Source organism: Paucibacter sp. JuS9 (assembly GCF_044043925.2).
In the GTDB taxonomy this organism is placed as follows: Bacteria; Pseudomonadota; Gammaproteobacteria; order Burkholderiales; family Burkholderiaceae_C; genus JAUASW01.
In genome coordinates this window covers 1,907,459-1,925,185 of sequence record NZ_CP194172.1, presented here as the reverse complement: position 1 = coordinate 1,925,185, position 17,727 = coordinate 1,907,459, and the positions used below count along the sequence as shown (strand labels likewise).

18 protein-coding genes are annotated in these 17,727 nt (G+C 64.7%); 4 read left to right on the top strand and 14 right to left on the bottom strand.

What is annotated here, in order from left to right; all coding sequences use genetic code 11:
• Window positions 1-7 precede the first annotated feature (7 nt).
• From ftsB to ABT392_RS08515, 6 genes are all read right to left on the bottom strand, one after another.
• Window positions 8-277, bottom strand: a complete 270-nt coding sequence (gene ftsB / locus ABT392_RS08540; protein WP_334276602.1) for a cell division protein FtsB — start codon at window positions 275-277, stop codon at window positions 8-10.
• Window positions 278-298: 21 nt separating this feature from the next.
• Window positions 299-1,585 (bottom strand): phosphopyruvate hydratase, encoded by a 1,287-nt coding sequence (gene eno, locus ABT392_RS08535; protein ID WP_395386023.1) that lies wholly within the window; start codon window positions 1,583-1,585, stop codon window positions 299-301.
• A gap of 116 nt (window positions 1,586-1,701) precedes the next feature.
• Window positions 1,702-3,345, bottom strand: a complete 1,644-nt coding sequence (locus ABT392_RS08530) for a CTP synthase (RefSeq protein ID WP_395386024.1) — start codon at window positions 3,343-3,345, stop codon at window positions 1,702-1,704.
• A 47-nt stretch (window positions 3,346-3,392) separates the two neighbouring features.
• Window positions 3,393-4,232 (bottom strand): alpha/beta fold hydrolase, encoded by an 840-nt coding sequence (locus ABT392_RS08525; RefSeq protein ID WP_464970951.1) that lies wholly within the window; start codon window positions 4,230-4,232, stop codon window positions 3,393-3,395.
• Complete coding sequence (mutS, locus tag ABT392_RS08520; protein WP_334276607.1) at window positions 4,229-6,823, bottom strand: DNA mismatch repair protein MutS; 2,595 nt, start codon at window positions 6,821-6,823, stop codon at window positions 4,229-4,231. Before mutS ends, ABT392_RS08525 begins: the two co-directional genes overlap by 4 nt.
• 67 nt (window positions 6,824-6,890) lie before the next feature.
• Window positions 6,891-7,841 carry an inositol monophosphatase family protein gene (locus ABT392_RS08515; RefSeq protein ID WP_395386026.1) on the bottom strand — a complete coding sequence of 317 codons (951 nt, stop codon included), beginning with the start codon at window positions 7,839-7,841 and terminating at the stop codon, window positions 6,891-6,893.
• Window positions 7,842-7,977: 136 nt separating this feature from the next.
• Here ABT392_RS08515 and ABT392_RS08510 point away from each other — a divergent pair, with 136 nt between their 5' ends.
• Together ABT392_RS08510 and cysE are read left to right on the top strand one after the other, a co-directional pair.
• Complete coding sequence (locus tag ABT392_RS08510) at window positions 7,978-8,718, top strand: RNA methyltransferase (RefSeq protein WP_395386027.1); 741 nt, start codon at window positions 7,978-7,980, stop codon at window positions 8,716-8,718.
• Window positions 8,719-8,818: 100 nt separating this feature from the next.
• A complete protein-coding gene (gene cysE, locus ABT392_RS08505) occupies window positions 8,819-9,592 on the top strand; it encodes a serine O-acetyltransferase (RefSeq protein ID WP_334276612.1) in 774 nt (257 codons plus the stop codon).
• Window positions 9,593-9,600: 8 nt separating this feature from the next.
• Here cysE and ABT392_RS08500 read toward each other — a convergent pair whose 3' ends face one another.
• Genes ABT392_RS08500 through yjgA form a run of 3 tightly spaced genes read right to left on the bottom strand, consistent with a single transcriptional unit; the run spans window position 9,601 to window position 11,193 of the window.
• On the bottom strand, window positions 9,601-10,077 hold the full coding sequence (locus ABT392_RS08500; RefSeq protein WP_334276614.1) for an FKBP-type peptidyl-prolyl cis-trans isomerase: 477 nt from the start codon (window positions 10,075-10,077) through the stop codon (window positions 9,601-9,603).
• Window positions 10,074-10,655 (bottom strand): molybdopterin adenylyltransferase, encoded by a 582-nt coding sequence (gene mog, locus ABT392_RS08495; RefSeq protein ID WP_395386028.1) that lies wholly within the window; start codon window positions 10,653-10,655, stop codon window positions 10,074-10,076. Before mog ends, ABT392_RS08500 begins: the two co-directional genes overlap by 4 nt.
• Window positions 10,648-11,193 (bottom strand): ribosome biogenesis factor YjgA, encoded by a 546-nt coding sequence (yjgA, locus tag ABT392_RS08490; RefSeq protein ID WP_395386029.1) that lies wholly within the window; start codon window positions 11,191-11,193, stop codon window positions 10,648-10,650. Before yjgA ends, mog begins: the two co-directional genes overlap by 8 nt.
• A gap of 65 nt (window positions 11,194-11,258) precedes the next feature.
• Here yjgA and pmbA point away from each other — a divergent pair, with 65 nt between their 5' ends.
• Both pmbA and ABT392_RS08480 read left to right on the top strand, forming a co-directional pair.
• Window positions 11,259-12,641 carry a metalloprotease PmbA gene (gene pmbA / locus ABT392_RS08485; RefSeq protein ID WP_334276618.1) on the top strand — a complete coding sequence of 461 codons (1,383 nt, stop codon included), beginning with the start codon at window positions 11,259-11,261 and terminating at the stop codon, window positions 12,639-12,641.
• 140 nt (window positions 12,642-12,781) lie between these two features.
• Entirely contained in the window at window positions 12,782-13,867 is a 1,086-nt protein-coding gene (locus ABT392_RS08480; RefSeq protein WP_334276619.1) for a TRAP transporter substrate-binding protein, read from the top strand.
• Window positions 13,868-13,969: 102 nt separating this feature from the next.
• Here the strand turns inward: ABT392_RS08480 and ABT392_RS08475 are convergent, their stop codons facing one another.
• From ABT392_RS08475 to rpsU, 5 genes are all read right to left on the bottom strand, one after another.
• Window positions 13,970-15,763 (bottom strand): TRAP transporter large permease, encoded by a 1,794-nt coding sequence (locus ABT392_RS08475; protein WP_395386030.1) that lies wholly within the window; start codon window positions 15,761-15,763, stop codon window positions 13,970-13,972.
• Between the two features lie 2 nt (window positions 15,764-15,765).
• On the bottom strand, window positions 15,766-16,365 hold the full coding sequence (locus ABT392_RS08470; protein WP_395386031.1) for a TRAP transporter small permease subunit: 600 nt from the start codon (window positions 16,363-16,365) through the stop codon (window positions 15,766-15,768).
• 145 nt (window positions 16,366-16,510) lie between these two features.
• Window positions 16,511-16,852, bottom strand: coding sequence for a protein tyrosine phosphatase family protein (locus ABT392_RS08465; protein WP_395386032.1), 342 nt, complete (start codon window positions 16,850-16,852; stop codon window positions 16,511-16,513).
• A 13-nt stretch (window positions 16,853-16,865) separates the two neighbouring features.
• The gene (locus ABT392_RS08460) at window positions 16,866-17,312 is read right to left on the bottom strand and encodes a GatB/YqeY domain-containing protein (RefSeq protein ID WP_334276624.1); all 447 of its coding nucleotides are present in this window, start codon (window positions 17,310-17,312) and stop codon (window positions 16,866-16,868) included.
• Window positions 17,313-17,445: 133 nt separating this feature from the next.
• On the bottom strand, window positions 17,446-17,658 hold the full coding sequence (gene rpsU / locus ABT392_RS08455) for a 30S ribosomal protein S21 (RefSeq protein ID WP_007833691.1): 213 nt from the start codon (window positions 17,656-17,658) through the stop codon (window positions 17,446-17,448).
• Window positions 17,659-17,727: the final 69 nt, after the last annotated feature.

The window sequence follows — 17,727 nt, the reverse complement described above, 5'->3', positions numbered from 1 at the left end:
CGAGGTGTCAGCGCAGAACCTGGACGAAGATTTCGTCGGGCTTGACCATGCCCAGCTCGAAGCGGGCCTTTTCCTCGACCATCTCCAGGCCTTCGCGCAGGTCGCGCAGCTCGGCTTCGAGCTGCGCGTTGCGCGCACGTGCCTTGTCGTTGGCGGCTTCCGCCACGCGCAGCTCCTCGCGCAATTGCACCCCGCGGCCGATGCCGCCCTTGCCGAACCAGAGTTGACCCTGGATCAGCAAGAGGAAGGCAGCGAGGATGACGCTAAGAACTCTCACGCGCCGGAGTGTAGCCTTGGCTCAGCGCAAGTTGTAGAAGGCGGCGCGGCCCGGGTAGGTCGCGATGTCACCGAGGTCTTCTTCGATGCGCAGCAGCTGGTTGTACTTGGCCATGCGGTCCGAGCGGCTCAGAGAACCCGTCTTGATCTGGCCGGCATTGGTGCCGACCGCGATGTCCGAGATCGTCGAGTCTTCGGTTTCACCCGAGCGGTGCGAAATCACGGCCGTGTAGCCAGCGCGCTTGGCCATTTCGATGGCGGCGAAGGTTTCGGTCAGGGTGCCGATCTGGTTGATCTTGATCAGGATCGAGTTGGCAATGCCCTTGTCGATGCCTTCCTTCAGGATCTTGGTGTTGGTGACGAAGAGGTCGTCGCCGACGATCTGCACGCTGTGCCCCAAGCGGTCGGTCAGGATCTTCCAGCCGCCCCAGTCGCCTTCGGCCATGCCGTCTTCGATCGAGATGATCGGGTACTTGTCGCACCAGGTGGCCAGCATGTCGGTCCACTCCTGCGACGTGAGGCTGATGCCGCCTTCGCCTTCGAGCACGTACTTGCCGTCCTTGTAGAACTCGCTGGCGGCGCAGTCCAGGCCGATGGCGATCTGCTCGCCGGCGGTGTAGCCGGCCTTGTCGATGGCGTCCAGGATCATCTGGATCGCGGCTTCATGGCTTTCGACGCTGGGCGCGAAGCCGCCTTCGTCGCCCACTGCCGTGCTGATGTGCTTGTCGTGCAGGATCTTCTTCAGCGCGTGGAAGACCTCGGCGCCCCAGCGCAGTGCTTCGCGGAACGACGGTGCGCCAACGGGGATGATCATCAGCTCTTGCAGGTCCAGCGAGTTGTTCGCGTGGGCGCCGCCGTTGATGACGTTCATCATCGGCACCGGCAGCTGCATCGAGCCCATGCCGCCGAAGTAGCGGTACAGCGGCAGGCCGGATTCTTCAGCGGCGGCGCGGGCCACGGCCATAGAGACGGCCAGCATCGCGTTGGCGCCCAGGCGGCTCTTGTTCTCGGTGCCATCGAGGTCGATCAGGGTCTTGTCCAGGAAGGCCTGCTCGGCAGCATCCAGGCCCAGCACGGCTTCGGAGATTTCGGTGTTGATGTGCTCGACGGCCTTCAACACGCCCTTGCCAAGGTAGCGGCTCTTGTCGCCGTCGCGCAGCTCGATGGCTTCACGCGAGCCGGTGGAGGCGCCCGAGGGCACGGCCGCGCGGCCCATCACGCCCGACTCGAGCAGCACGTCGCATTCGACGGTAGGGTTGCCGCGGCTGTCCAGGATCTCGCGACCGACGATGTCAACAATGGCGCTCATTCAAAAGTCTCCAAGAGTCAAAAAATCTGTTCGGGCCGCATCCTGCCAGCGATCCGTTACCTGCGCTGAACATCTTGCTGAGCAATTGATGAACAGCGCAGGGCGGTCCAAGGCGTTCAGCCCTTCTTGTGTTCCAGCGCTGCCTTGATGAAGGCGGTGAACAGCGGATGGCCGTCCCAGGGCGTGGACTTGAACTCGGGGTGGAACTGCACACCGACGAACCAGGGGTGCACCGTGCGCGGCAGCTCGACCATTTCGGTGAGTTTTTCGCGCTGGGTGATGGCCGAGATCACCAGGCCGGCTTCCTGCAAGCGGTCGAGGTAGTGCTCGTTGGCTTCAAAGCGGTGGCGGTGACGCTCGGACACGACCGGGCCGTAGATGTCATGCGCCAGCGTGCCGCTCTTGACGTCCGAGCTCTGCGCGCCGAGGCGCATCGTGCCGCCCAGGTCGCTTTTCTCGTCGCGCTTCTGGATCGTGCCGTCGGCGTCCTGCCATTCGTCGATCAGGGCGATCACCGGGTGCGGTGTGGCCGGGTCGAACTCGGTGGAGTTCGCGCCCTCGAGGCCGGCCATGTGGCGGGCGTACTCGATGGTCGCGACCTGCATCCCGAGGCAGATGCCGAGGTAGGGAATCTTGTGCTCGCGGGCATATTGGGCCGCCAGGATCTTGCCTTCCACGCCGCGCTTGCCGAAGCCGCCGGGCACCAGGATGGCGTCGAACTGCTGGAGCTGGTCGATGTTGTCCTTGGTGAGCAACTCGGAATCGACGTACTCGATCTTCACGCCGGCATGGTTGTGGATGCCGGCATGGCGCAGGGCCTCGTTCAGCGACTTGTACGAGTCCGACAGGTCGGTGTACTTGCCGCACATGGCGATGGTGACCTGCTTGGCCGGGTTCTCGACCTCGTGCACCAGGTGGTCCCAACGCTTCAGGTCGGCGGACTTGGTGTTGAGCTGCAGCTTGGTGCAGATCAGCTGGTCCAGGCCCTGCTCATGCAGCATGCGGGGCACCTTGTAGATGGTGTTGACGTCCCACATGGAAATCACGCCGTACTCGGCGACGTTGGTGAACAGCGAAATCTTCTCGCGCTCGTCGTCAGGGATTCGGCGGTCGGCGCGGCACAGCAGCGCGTCCGGCTGGATACCGATTTCGCGCAGCTTTTGCACCGTGTGCTGGGTGGGCTTGGTCTTGAGCTCGCCAGCGGCGGCGATCCAGGGCACGTAGGTCAGGTGGACGAAGGCGACATTGTTCGGCCCGGCCTTCAGGCTCATCTGGCGTGCGGCTTCCAGGAAGGGCAGCGACTCGATGTCGCCGACGGTGCCGCCGATTTCAACGATGGCCACATCGACTGCATCCGGCGTGCCGTGGCCAGCGCCGCGGCGGATGAATTCCTGCATTTCGTTGGTGATGTGCGGAATCACCTGCACAGTCTTGCCCAGGTAGTCACCACGGCGCTCCTTCTCCAGCACCGACATGTAGATCTGTCCGGTGGTGAAGTTGTTGCTCTTCTTCATCCTTGTCGTGATGAAGCGTTCGTAGTGGCCCAGGTCCAGGTCGGTTTCCGCGCCGTCGTCAGTGACAAAGACTTCGCCGTGCTGGAAGGGGGACATCGTGCCTGGATCGACGTTGATGTACGGGTCCAGCTTGATGAGGGTGACTTTGAGGCCGCGCGATTCGAGGATGGCAGCCAGAGAGGCCGATGCAATGCCCTTGCCGAGAGAGGACACCACACCGCCGGTGACGAAGACGTACTTGGTCATTGCTTGCAGCGCCCGGCCGTGCGGGACGCTGTAGTGGGAAATTGCGATTATAGCGATGCGCTGGCAAGCACCCGCGAGTCATCCTGCAATTCACCCAGCATGCGCAGCACCAGGGCCGCCGTCTCGTCCGGCTTCTCGAAGGGAAACAGATGCGTGCCTTCCATCCACTCAAAATGGCGGCGGGCCAGCGCTTTCGAGGCCGCCATGCCGGCCTGGCGCAGCTCTTCAGACCTGGTGCCAGCGATGAAAGCGACCGGGCATCTGGGCGCATGGCGGTGCAGGATGCGGTCGACGTTGTGCGGCAGCGTGTCGTAGATCTTGGTCTCGACCTCGCGCCGGAAGGCCAGCTCGATCTGCCCCTCGCGCTCGACGAAGCCGCTCGCTACGTAGTCGGCCAGCACGCGCGGGTCCCAGCGGGCGAACTTGTGCTTGGAAGCAAAATGCTGCTGCACCGCCTCGCGGCTGGGCCATTGGTAGCGGCGCTGGCTCGAGACCTTGCCCGGCGAGACCTTGTGCATCAGCCGCATCGCCTTCATCACCTGGATGCTGTGGGCCCGCCAGCCGCTCACGACTGGAGAGTCGATCATCAGGAGCCCTGCGGCCAGCTCGGGCCGGCGGCAGGCCGCCAGCATGCTCAGAGCTCCGCCCAGCGAATGCCCGACCAGCATCACCGGGCCAGGCGGCTTGACCTCGTCCTCGATGAAATGGATCAGCTGATCACGCAGATGCGGCCAGTTGCTGGTGACCGGGTAGGCCGGATCGTGGCCGACCATCGGCAAGGCATGAACGTGCCAGCCGGCCTGGCGCCAGATCTCGAACAGCGTGCGATAGCAGCCAGCGGGAAAGCCATTGGCATGCGTGAAGACAAGGGTGTTGGAACTCATCATTTCGTGAGGGTCTTCAGGCGGTACAGCGCCTCGAGTGCCTCGCGGGGCGTCATGGCATCGGGATCCAGATCATGCACGGCATCGAGCAAGGCATGGGTCTCGGCAGCGACAGCGACCGGGTTTTCCGGCGGCGGCGCGGCGAACAGGTCGATCTGCTGCACGCCTTCGCTGGCCTTGTTTTCCAGCGCTTCGAGCGTGGCGCGCGCCTGGCGCACCAGGCTCGTGGGCATGCCGGCCAGGCGGGCGACCTGCACGCCGTAGCTGCGGCTGGCCGGCCCTGGTTGGATCTCATGCAGGAAGACGATGTCGTCGCCACTCTCCGCCGCCCCGACATGGCAGTTGCTTGCCTGGCTGTGCTTGGTCGGGAACTCGGTCAGTTCGAAATAGTGCGTGGCAAACAGCGTGAAGGCCTTGCACTTGTCATGCAGATGGCTGGCGATGGCGCCGGCCAGGGCGAGGCCGTCGAATGTGGACGTGCCGCGGCCGATCTCGTCCATCAGCACCAGGGAGGCGTCCGTCGCGCTGTGCAGGATGGCGGCGGCCTCGGTCATCTCCATCATGAAGGTCGACTGCGCGTTGGCCAGGTCGTCCGCCGCTCCGATGCGGGTGTGGATCGCGTCGATCGGTCCAAGGCGGCAGCTGGTCGCCGGCACGAAACTGCCGATGGCGGCCAGCAGCGCAATCAGCGCCACCTGGCGCATGAAGGTGCTCTTGCCGCCCATGTTCGGGCCGGTGATCACGAGCATGCGGGTGCGCGCATCGAGCCGGCAGTCATTCGCCATGAACTCACCAGCGCCCGTTTCTCGCAAGCGCATTTCGACGACCGGATGGCGGCCGCCGAGGATCTCGATGCAGGGCTGGCTGACGAATTCCGGCCGGCACCAGTTCAAGGTGGCGGCGCGTTCGGCCAGCGCAGCCAGCGCATCCAGGCTTGCCAATGCGCGGCCCAGGCGGGTCAGGGGCTGCAGCTCCTCATTGAGCTGGTCGATCACCAGCTCGTACAGATACTTCTCGCGTGCCAGCGCTCGCTCGTTGGCCGACAGCGCCTTGTCTTCGAAAGCCTTCAGCTCCGGCGTGATGTAGCGCTCGGCGTTCTTCAGGGTCTGGCGGCGCTGGTAGTCCATCGGCACCTTGTCGACCTGGCCCTGCGTGACCTCGATGTAGAAGCCATGGACCTTGTTGTACTGGACTCGCAGGTTGGCTATTGCCGTGCGGGCGCGCTCACGGGTTTCCAGGTCGAGCAGGAAGGCGTCGCAGTTGTTCTGGATGCCGCGCAGCTCGTCCAGCTCGGCATCGAAGCCGGTGGCGATCACGCCGCCGTCGCGCATCAGCACGGCCGGCTCTTCGGCAATCGCGTGGCGCAGCAGTTCTTCGATGTGTGGCGAGGCACGCAGGCCTTCGGCCATCTGGTCGATCAGCGGCGAGCCGGCGGGCAGCGTGGCTTGCAACTGCGGCAGGGCCTGCAGCGTGGCGCGCAAGCCGGTCAGCTCGCGCGGGCGCACCTGGCGCAGGGCGATGCGGGCGGCAATGCGCTCGACATCAGACACATGGCGCAGCGAGTCGCGCAGCCGCTCGAAGCCGCTGCGCATCAGTGCATCGATGGCCCCGTGTCGGGCCATGGCCTCGGCGCGTTCGCGCTTGGGGTGCAGGAGCCACTGGCGCAGCGCGCGGCTGCCCATGCCGGTGCGGCAGCTGTCCAGCAGCGAGAGCAGGGTGGGCGAGGTTTCGCCGCGCAGGGTCTGCGTGAGTTCGAGGTTGCGCTGGCTGGCCGGCGGCAGATCCAGCAGCTCGGAGCTGCGCTGCACCTGCAAGGACTTCACATGGGCCAGCGCGCGGCCTTGCGTGTGCTCGGCAAAGCTCAAGAGCGCGGCTGCTGCGGCCTGCGCGGCGGTCAGCTCTTGCGCATTGAAGCCAGCCAGGCTGGCCACGCCGAGCTGCTCGCAGAGCTTGCGGGCGCCGAGCTGAGAGTCGAACTGCCAGCTCGGCCGGTTGGTCACTGGCAGGCGCGCCACCAGCACGGCGCCGGGCTGGCGCTCTCGGTCCACCAGCACTTCAGCGGGTGCAAGCCGCGCCAGCCACGAAGGCAGCTCGGCCTCCTTGCATTCCGACAGGCCGATCTGGCCCTGGGTCAGCGACAGCCAGGCCAGGCCAAAGGTCTTGCCCTGAGTCGTCACCGCCAGCAGCACCGAATCCTGCTTGTCCGCCAGCAGCTCGCTGTCGGTCACCGTGCCTGGCGTGACCACGCGAACGATCTTGCGCTCGACCGGGCCCTTGCTCGTGGCCACATCGCCCACCTGCTCGGCAATGGCCACGGCCACGCCCAGCTTGATCAGCTTGGCGAGATACGACTCCAGCGCATGCACCGGCACGCCCGCCATCACCACGGGTTCGCCGCCGCTCTGGCCGCGGGTGGTCAGCGTGATGTCCAGCAGCTGGTTGGCCTTGCGGGCGTCGTCGTAGAAGACCTCGTAGAAGTCGCCCATGCGGAAGAACACCAGGTCGTCCGGATGGGCGGACTTGAGACGCAGGTATTGCTGCATCACGGGCGTGTGGGCGGAAAAGTCGGCGGAAGCGGCAGCAGCTTGGCTCATCGGCAGGGCGGCGAAGAAAGAACAAAGCCCTCGACAGAGGGCTTTGGCAGGTGTCTTGAGAGGAAGTTTAGACCGGCGCGCCGTCGTCCGACTTCTTGATGCGCACCGCTGCGCGCTTCTTGGGCGCCGCATCTTCGGCCACAGCTTCGGCCGCGCTCTTGGCGGCCGGCTTGGCTGCCGCCGCGGTCGCTGTTTCTTCCTCGGCCTTGATCACGCGGGTGTAGGGCGTCAGGATCTGCACGAGCTGGCCGTAGATCTTCGGACCGCCGGCCACGACTTCGCGCTGGTACAGGTAGTCGCTCTCGCCGGTGAAATTGCCGATCAGGCCACCGGCTTCGGTGACGATCAGCGAGCCGGCTGCCAGGTCCCAGGGCTGCAGGCCGGTTTCGAAGAAGGCGTCGTAGTAGCCCGCTGCCACGTAGCAGAGGTCCAGGGCCGCAGCGCCCGGCCGGCGCAGGCCGGCGCATTGCTGCATCACCTCTTCGAACATCTTCACGTAGCGCTTGAAGTTGTCGCCCTTGCGGAAGGGGAAGCCGGTGCCGATCAGGGCGTCGCTCATGCGGGTGCGCTTGGAGACGCGCAGGCGCTTGTCGTTCAGGTAGGCGCCGCGGCCCTTGGTGGCGTAGAACAGGTCGTTGCGGGTCGGGTCGTAGACCACGGCCTGCTGGATCACGCCGCGGTGGGCCAGCGCGATCGACACGCAGTACACCGGGAAACCGTGGATGAAGTTGGTGGTGCCGTCCAGCGGATCGATGATCCAGACGAATTCGGAAGTCTTGTTGCCGCGAGTGCGGCCCGACTCTTCGGCGAGGATGCCGTGGTCGGGGTAGGCCTGGAGAAGCGTTTCGATGATCACTTCTTCGGCGGCCTGGTCCACCTCGGTCACGAAGTCATTGGGTGCCTTCGTGTTGATTTTCAGGATGTCGAGATCCATCGAAGCGCGGTTGATGATTGCACCGGCCGCGCGCGCCGCCTTGATGGCGACATTGAGCATGGGATGGAGTGAAGCTTGCGTCATGCGTTGGAACCCTTCGACGGAATGCGGCGAAAAATAAGAGGTGGACTGGCGAAAAGAAAGAGCGAGTGGCGGCAGCTGGGCTGCATTGAGTGCCACGGATAATTGCGCATTTTAGCCGAGAGCCGGGAAATCCCCAATGAGTGCGCCCGTGGAATCCACACGATTCATCCTGATCCAGACCAGCCACCCGGGCAATGTGGGTGCCACCGCGCGGGCGATGAAGGTGATGGGCTTCTCCGAACTGGTGCTGGTCAAGCCCCGGTTTGCCGATGTCTTGAGCCAGGAAGAGACGGTAGCCATGGCCAGCGGCGCGGCCGATATCCTGGCCCGGGCCCGCATCACAGAGACGCTGGAAGAGGCGCTGGAGGGCGTCAGCTTCGCCTGCGCCACGGCCATGACGCCGCGCGACTTCGGCCCGCCAACGCGCGAGCCACGCTCGCTGTTCTCCGAGTTGGCGAGCTCGGGCCACAAGCTCGGCCTGGTCTTCGGCTCCGAGCGCTATGGCATGAGCAATGAGGACGTCTACCGCTGCCACGCGGTGCTGTCGATTCCCACGCATCCGGACTACGGCTCGCTCAACCTCGCCCAGGCGGTGCAATTGCTGGCCTATGACTGGCGCCAGGCGCTGGGCGGCTTCGAGGTGGCGCCGCGGACGCCGGACGCCAACATCGCCGATGCTCGAGCAGTGCAGGGCCTGCTCACACATTTGCAGAGCTCGCTGGAGGCGATTGGCTACCTCGACCCGGCGGCGCCCAAGAAACTGATGCCGCGTCTGAATCAGCTGTTCAATCGCGCTCAGCTGACCGTCGAAGAGGTCCACATCCTGCGTGGCATTGCTCGCGCGATGGCGAAAGAAGCCCCAACCGACAAGGGTTGATGGCGATAGCAAAAGCGCTTGCGCTTCAGAGAAGACTCACATCCTGCAAGGATGTGATGTCGGAACTAAACTGGCCGGCCCTCATAGCAAACACCTGTCCATGTTCCAGCGCCTCCGCGAAGACATCGCCTGCATCCTCGAGCGCGATCCGGCTGCCCGGTCGACCTGGGAGGTGCTGACCTGTTATCCGGGTCTGCATGCGCTGCAAATCCATCGCCTCTCACACTGGTGCTGGCGCAACGGCATGAAGTGGCTGGGGCGATTCCTGTCCAACATCGGCCGCTTCCTGACCGGCATCGAGATACATCCGGGCGCCACCATCGGTCGCCGGGTCTTCATCGACCACGGCATGGGCATCGTCATCGGCGAGATGGCCGAGATCGGCGACGGCTGCACGATCTATCAGGGTGTGACGCTGGGCGGCACGGCCTTGGTGAAGGGCGCCAAGCGGCACCCGACGCTGGAAGCCGGCGTGATCATCGGCGCCAATGCCTGCGTGCTGGGCGGCTTCACGATCGGCGCTGGTGCCCGTGTGGGCTCAGGCGCGGTGGTGACAAGGCCGGTGCCGGCCGGTGCGACGGCCGTGGGCAACCCGGCCCGCATCATCGAGGCGCAGGCCGATGCCAAGCGTGAAGAGGTGGCGGCCAAGATGGGCTTCTCGGCCTACGGCGTGACCGCGGGCGATGACCCGGTGGCGCAAGCGATGAAGGGCTTGATCGACAACGCGGCCGGTCATGAGCACCAGATCGCGCTGCTTTGGAAGGCCATCGAGACCCTGTCGGCTTCCGCAGCCCGCAAGGACTGCGTCCCGGCGGATGCGGCGCTGACCGAGCATTTCGAGGCTGACAAGCTGAATCAGCTCGTCAGCAAGTAGCGCGCTGCTTAGTGGTGAACGCCATGCGCGCCATGCGCATGGCCGTGTGCCACTTCTTCGGCCGTGGCGGCGCGAACCGACACGACCTTGATGGCGACCTTCAGCGTCATGCCAGCCAGCGGATGGTTGCCATCCAGCAGCACGGTGTCGCCCTTGATCTTGACCACGTTGTAGAGCTTGAACTCGCCGTCGCCTTCGCGCAGTTCGAGTTGGCCGCCGACCTTGACGCCGGGCGGGAAATCCTTCTTCGCCAGCGTGCGAGCCAGCGCTTCATCGCGCTCGCCGAAGGCCTTGTCGGGCGTCAGGTTCAGCGTGACCTGGTAGCCGGCTTCCTGGCCTTCCAGCGCTTCTTCCACGGCCGGCAGGGTGTTGCCATAGCCGCCGATCAGGCAGGCCATGGGCTCCTTGGAGGCTTCGATCAATTGGCCTTTGCCGTCAGCCACCTTCAGGTGCATGGTGACGATGGTGTCCTTGGTGATTTTCATGATTGGTTGGGGCGTTGCGCCGATTTCGGGCGGAAGGCCATGCAGACCTCCTCGCGGGTTTCAAGATAGGGGCCGCCGATCAGGTCGATGCAATACGGCACGGCAGCAAAGATGCCACTGGCGGCCGGGTGCCCGGCCAAGGTCTCTGCAATCGCCTTGGGCTGGCCGGGCAGGTTGATGATCAAGGCCCGGCCGCGTATCACCGCCACCTGGCGAGAGAGGATGGCGGTGGGCACGAAGTGCAGGGAGATCTGGCGCATCTGCTCGCCAAAGCCGGGCATCTCGCGGTCGGCCACGTCCAGCGTGGCTTCGGGCGTGACGTCGCGCAGCGCCGGGCCGGTGCCGCCGGTGGTCAACACCAGATCGCACCTGGCCTCATCAACCAGCTCGCGCAGCGTGGCGGCGATGAGCGGGCGCTCGTCCGGAATCAGACGTGGCTGGAATTCAATCGGGTTGAGCAGGGCGCTGCTGAGCCATGCCTGCAGCGCCGGCAGGCCCTTGTCTTCATAGACTCCGGTCGAGGCACGGTCGCTGATCGACACGATGCCGATCCGCACAACCTGGACGGGCTCACTCATCGGCCTGTGCCTTGTTCAGCAGGGCGCTCTTGATGAACTGGAACAGTTCGCGGAACGCACGGCCGCTGCGTTGCTCAGGCGCAGCCGACGCATCCTTGCGAGCAGCGCGCACCAGGCTGCGCAATTGCTGCACATCGGTGCCGGTGTGTTCGGCGATGAAGACCTGCAGCTCGTTGTCGCTGCCCAAGAGGCGCTCGCGCCAGCGCTCGGCCTGGTGCAGGGCGAGGCTGTCTTGCGCATGGCCCAGCTTGAAGGCGGCCACGGCTTCGCGGATCGGCTCCGGGTCTTCGCGGCGCATCAGCTTGCCCAGGTACTGCATCTGGCGGCGCCGGCCTTCGTGGGCGGTGATCTTCTTGGCGTCGCGTATGGCCTCGAGCAGGATCTCGGGCAGGTTCAAGGGTTCCAGGCGGCTGGCCGGCAGGGTCAGCAGGTCCTCGCCGAGGTCCTGCAGATCGTGGCTGTCGCGCTTCTTCTGGCTCTTGCTGGGGCGGTCGAAGTCGTCGTCTTCGGACGCCGGTTCGGCTTCGTGGTGTCGCATGGTGAGAAGAAAGAAGGCGATGGGAAGGGCCCGTATGATAAGCGCCCCACCTCCAGACAAACCCCATGCCCAGCTCCAAGCCGTCTTCCGCCGCCCATGGATTCGCCTATTCGCCGGACCAGTTTCGCCAGTTGGTGGCGGACGCGCTGGCCGAAGCCAAGCGGCTCGGCGCCAGCGACGCCGGGGCGGAAGCGTCCGAAGGCTGCGGGCTGTCGGTCTCGGTGCGCAAGGGGGAGCTGGAGAATGTGGAGCTCAATCGCGACAAGTCGCTGGGCATCTCGGTCTACCTGGGCCAGCGCCGCGGCAACGCCTCGACTTCGGACTTCTCACCGCAAGCTTTGAAGGACACGGTGCGGGCCGCTTATGACATCGCCCGCTTCACGGCCGAAGACCCGGTGGCAGGCCTGCCGGATGTGGAGGACCTGTCGCTTGACTCAGCCTCCCGTCCCGAGCTGGACTTGTTCCATCCCTGGGACCTGAGCGCCGAGAAGGCCGCTGAACTGGCCTTGCGCTGCGAGGCGGCGGCCTTTGCAACCGATTCGCGCGTCACCAACTCCGAAGGCGCCGCGGTTTCGGCGCAGCAATCTCATTTCATATCTGGCAACACACGCGGTTTCAGTGGCGGCTATGCGAGCTCGCGCCATTCGATCTCGGTGGCGCCCATCGCCGGCCGCGGCGCCGGCATGCAGCGCGACTCCTGGTACAGCTCGATGCGCGCGGCCGGCGACCTGGCCAAGCCTGAGGCGGTGGGCCGCTACGCGGCCGAGCGAGCGCTTTCGCGCCTGAAGGCCCGCAAGGTCAAGACGGCTGAAGTGCCTGTGCTGTTCGAAAGCACCGTGGCCGCCGGCCTGCTCGGCGCCCTGGTGCAGGCCACCAGCGGCGGCGCGCTCTATCGCAAGGCCAGCTTCCTGCTCGACAGCCTGGGCACGCCGGTGATGGCATCGCATATCGACATCTCTGAAGACCCGCATGTGCAACGTGGCAAGGGCAGCTCGCCCTTCGATGATGAAGGGGTGCTCACCCGCGCTCGCAGTGTGGTCGAGGCTGGCGTGCTGCAAGGCTACTTCCTCTCCACCTATTCGGCTCGCAAGCTGGGCATGCGCACGACCGGCCATGCCGGCGGTTCACACAACCTGGTGATGAGCAGCCGCCTCACCGCGCCCGGCGATGATCTGAAGACCATGTTGCGCCGCCTGGGGACCGGGCTTTTCGTGACCGAGCTGATGGGGCAGGGCGTGAACTACGTGACCGGCGACTACTCGCGCGGCGCGAGCGGCTACTGGGTCGAGAACGGCGAGATCGCCTACCCGGTCCACGAGGTCACGATTGCCGGCAATCTGCGCGAGATGTTTCAGCAGATCGTTGGCATTGGCACCGACCGTTACACGCTCGGCACCAAGACCATCGGCTCGGTGCTGCTGGCGCGTATGAAGCTCGCCGGCAGCTGAGCCGGAGCTAGCAAAAAGCTGACGCGGCCCTGACGCCGGCGCCTGGCAATGCGCCGGGTTTCTCCTGGGAAATGACCGTGCCGGACGACTCCTAGAATCGTTCGGCTATAGACTGCATTTCCCACATCAGGAGACAAGAGATGGAGCGTCGTTCCTTTGTTCGCAGCGCCGGTATTGCCGGTGTTCTCGCAGCCGGCGCCGCGCCGGCTGTCGTGCATGCGCAGGCCAATGTGCGCTGGCGCCTGGCCTCGAGTTTTCCGAAGTCGCTGGACACCATTTACGGTGGCGCCGAGGTTTTTTCCAAGGCCGTGAAGGCCATGTCGGGCGGCAAGTTCGAGATCTCGGTGCACTCGGGTGGCGAGCTGATGCCCCCGTTCGGCGTGGTGGACGGCGTGCAGAACGGCACCGTCGAGATGTGCCACACCGTGCCTTACTACTTCTACGGCAAGAACCCTGCGTTTGCGCTGGGCTCGGCGATTCCCTTCGGCCTCAATGCGCGCCAGATGACGGCATGGATGACGCATGGCAACGGGCGCAAGCTGATGAACGAGTTCTATGCCAATTACGGCATGACCAGCCTGGCCGGCGGCAACACCGGCACGCAGATGGGCGGCTGGTTCCGCAAGGAGATCAAGTCTGTGGCCGACTTCAAGGGCCTGAAGATGCGCCTGGGCGGCGGCCTGGTCGGTGAAGTGATGCAAAAGCTCGGCGCCGTGCCGCAAAGCCTGCCAGGTGGCGAGATCTACCAGGCGCTGGAGAAGGGCACGATTGACGCGGCTGAATGGGTGGGCCCCTACGACGACCAGAAGCTCGGCTTCAACAAGGTCGCGCCCTTCTACTACTACCCGGGCTGGTGGGAAGGCGGCCCCGAAGTCGACTTCTTCATCAACCAGAAGGCTCTGGATGCACTGACGCCAGAGTACAAGGCCATCATCGAGGCCGCCGCGGCACTGGCCAGCGTGGACATGCTGTCCAAGTACGACGCTCTGAACCCGATCGCCTTGAAGCAGTTGTACGCCGCCAAGACCAAGGTCCTGCCTTTCTCGCAGCAGGTGCTGGAAGCCTCCTTCAAGGCCTCCATGGAAGTGTTCGCAGCCAACGGCGCCAAGAGCCCCGAATGGAAGAAGATCTACGCCGACCTGCGCAATTTCCAGCGTGATCAGGTGCTGTGGTTCCGCTTCGCCGAGAACGGCTTCGACAATTTCATGGCCAAGCAAAAGCTCTGAGATTCAGGGCTGGTCCCGTGCCTCTCGCAGGCGTGGGACCGAAACAAAAAGGGCGACCCTCGTGGTCGCCCTTTTTGTTGGGTCTGCGGTAGGCCGCGCGGGCTACTTCTTTTCCCTCTTCATCGCCTCTTCCAGCGCCTTCATCGGATCGTCGTCGGCAGTCGCCGGAGCGGACTCGGCCGACGAAGCGGCCGATGCCGGCTCCGAGGCTGCATCGGCTGCATCCGGCACGGTCAGCTCGGCCGGCGGCGGCATATTGGCTTCCATCTCGCGCTGAACCTTGTCCATGTCGTAGACCTCTTTCTTGTCCAGGCCGCTGGAGACGATGCCCGGGAAGGCAATGATCAGGCCCACCATGACGATCTGGATCAGCACGAAGGGCACGGCGCCCCAGTAGATCTGGCCCGTGGTGACGCGCTCCACCTTTTTGCCGGTCAGGCGGTCGATGTAGTCGCTCAGCGGGGCCACGCTGCGCAGGTAGAACAGCGCAAAGCCGAATGGCGGATGCATGAACGAGGTCTGCATGTTCACGCCCAGCAGCACGCCGAACCATATCAGGTCGATGCCCAGCTTCTCGGCCACCGGCGCCAGCAGCGGCACCACGATGAAGGACAGCTCGAAGAAGTCCAGGAAGAAGGCAAGGATGAAGATCAGCAGGTTCACGAAGATCAGGAAGCCGAGCTGCCCGCCCGGGAGGCCGGTCAGCAGGTGTTCGACCCATCGCGGACCATCCACGCCCTGGAAGGACAGGCTGAACACCGTGGAGCCGATCAGGATGAAGACGACGAAGCAGGACAGCTTGGTGGTCGACGTCAGCGCCTGGCTCATCAGCTTCATCGAGATGCGGCCGCGTGCGGCTGCCATCAGGAAGGCGCCCATCGCGCCCATGGCGCCGCCTTCGGTGGGTGTGGCGATGCCGAGGAAGATGGTGCCCAGGACCAGGAAGATCAGCGCCAGCGGGGGTATCAGGACGAAGGTGACCCGCTCGGCGATGCGCGACAGCAGGCCGAGCTTCAGGACCTTGCTGAGCACGGCCGCGACGAAGGCCAGGCCTACGCCCGCAGACAGGGCCACGACGATGGTTTCGTCGGTCGGCACGCTGGCGATGGATTCACCCTTGAAGTAGCTCAGCACCTGGGCATAGTGCTGGCCGAAGTAGATAGCGACCGCGGTGCAGACCAGGGTCAGGATGGCCAGTGAGCGCAGGCCGCTCTTGCCGTTGTCCTCGCGGATGGAGCGCGCTTCCAGCGGCAGGGCCGGCACCCATTTCGGCCGGAAGATGGCAATGCCGACGACGTAAAGCGTATAGAAGGCCGTCAGCAGGAAGCCGGGCACGAAGGCGCCCTTGTACATGTCACCAACGCTCTTGCCGAGCTGGTCGGCCAGGATGATCAGCACCAGGGAGGGTGGAATGATCTGGGCCAGCGTGCCTGAGGCCGCGATCACGCCAGAGGCCACACGGCGGTCGTAGCCGTAGCGCAGCATGATGGGCAGCGAGATCAGGCCCATCGAGATCACCGAGGCAGCGACCACGCCGGTGGTGGCCGCCAGCAGGGCGCCAACGAAGATCACAGCGAAGGCCAGGCCGCCACGGATGGGGCCGAACAGCTGGCCGATGGTGTCCAGCAGGTCTTCGGCCATGCCGGAGCGCTCCAGTATCAGCCCCATCAGGGTGAAGAATGGGATCGCCAGCAGCGTGTCGTTGCGCATGATGCCGAATATGCGCAGCGGCAGGGCCTGCAGCAGCGAGGCAGGCAGCACGCCCAGCTCGATGCCGACCAGACCGAAGAACAGGCCGCAGGCGCCCAGGCTGAACGCGACGGGGAAGCCCATCAGCAGGAAAACGATCAGCCCCACGAACATGATGGGGGCGAGGTTGGCAGCGAGGAATTCCATGTTCAGGCCTTTCGTGCTGCTTGTTCGGCCTGCAGACGGATGGCTTCGGCCAGTTCCTCTTCGGCGCTCTTGGTCTCGGCCTTCTTGGTGGGGTCGTCAATCAGGCCCATCAGGAACGCGATGCGCTTGATCAGCTCGCTGATGCCCTGCAGCAGCAGCAGGCTGAAGCCCACGGGAATCATCAGGTAGACCGGCCACATGATGAGCCCGCCGGCGTTGGAGGACATCTCGCCCGAGCGCAGGCCCTGCAGGAAGAAGGGCACACCGAGGTACAGCACCACGCCGCACAGGGGAAGCAGGAAGACGGTAAAGCCGAAGACATCAAGCCAGGTCTGCACGCGCTTGGAGAAGCGGCCCACCACCACGTCGATGCGCACATGCTCGTTGTTCAAGAGCGTGTAGCCAGCCGCCATCATGAAGGAGGCCGCGAACAGGTACCACTGAACCTCGAGGAAGGCGTTGGAGCTGTAGTTGAAGGCCTTGCGGATGACCGCATTGACGGCACTGATGGCCGTCGAGGCCAGGATCAGCCAGATGACCCATCGGCCAATGAAGCGATTCAGGCCGTCGATGAGGCCTGAGAGTTTGAGTAGGGCAGACACCGCGATCTCCTGCGACCTTGTCGGTCGCCATCCAGGGCAAGCGCGCCACCGCACGATGCTGGTGGCGCAGACAAGCGGGACTTTAAGAGGGGGCGCTGACCTCAGCCTGAAAGCCTGCGTGCGCCTAGGGCAAGTCCCAGGCGGGTTAGCCCTTGGATGCGGCTTGGAACAGGCGGCCCGAGCGTGCGCCTGAACGGCAGAACGCGAGGATGGGTCGCGGCAGGGTGTCGATCAGCTGACGGAAGGCAGCGATCTCTTCCGGCGACTGATAGCCGCCAGCCACGGGCAGGTGGCGGTATTCAAGGCCGGCAGCATTGGCTGCGGCCGCCATCGCGGCGCTGGTCGGCTGATCGGGGCCGCCCTCGAAATCCGGGCGGTTGTTGATCACCGTCTTGAAGCCGGCTGCGGCGGCTTCTGCCATTGCTTCGGGCGTCAGTTGCGGAGCGGTGCAGAAGCCGGCGGCTAGCTGCTGAAGAGGCAGGGTCATGGCAGCCTCGTGCTTACGGTGCCAGTGCGGCCTTGACGGCAGCGGACACCAGGCCCATGTCGGCCTTGCCAGCCAATTGAGCCTTGACGGCGCCCATCACCTTGCCCATGTCGCCCGGGCCCTTGGCGCCGAGTTCGGACACGATGGCGGCAACCGCGGCGCTGATCTCTTCGGCCGACAGTCGCTGCGGCAGATAGGCTTCCAGCACGGCGAGCTCGGCGGTTTCCTTGTCGGCCAGGTCCATGCGGCCAGCGGCCGTGAACTGGCTGATCGAATCCTTGCGCTGCTTGATCAGCTTGTCGACGATGGCCACCAGGGCCACATCGTCGACCACGATGCGCTCATCGACTTCCTTTTGCTTCACGGCAGCGAGCAGCATGCGGATGGTGGTCAGGCGCTCGCTTTCCTTGGCGCGCATCGCGGCCTTCATGTCTTCGGTGATGCGGTCTTTCAAGCTCATGGCAGGTCTTCCTTGTTCAATGCGTCGATTCTGTAGCGGAAATAGAAAAAGCCCGCGGCAGCGTCCTGTGCGGGCTTTGTTCCTTCGCGGACCCTGAGGCCCACGTGAAGCTCATGATTCCCGAAGGAGAGAATCAGTACAGCTTCTTCGGCAGCTGCATGCTGCGCACGCGCTTGTAGTGGCGCTTGACGGCGGCAGCCTTCTTGCGCTTGCGCTCAGCCGTGGGCTTCTCGTAGAACTCGCGGGCGCGCAGATCGGTCAGCAGGCCCAGTTTTTCGATGGTGCGCTTGAAACGGCGCAGAGCCACATCGAAGGGCTCGTTCTCTTTGACGCGAATGGTGGTCATGAAACAGTGGTTCCTAATAATGCGCTCGGTGTTCGCCAGTGGCCTGATCGAGAGAATTCAACGATGCAG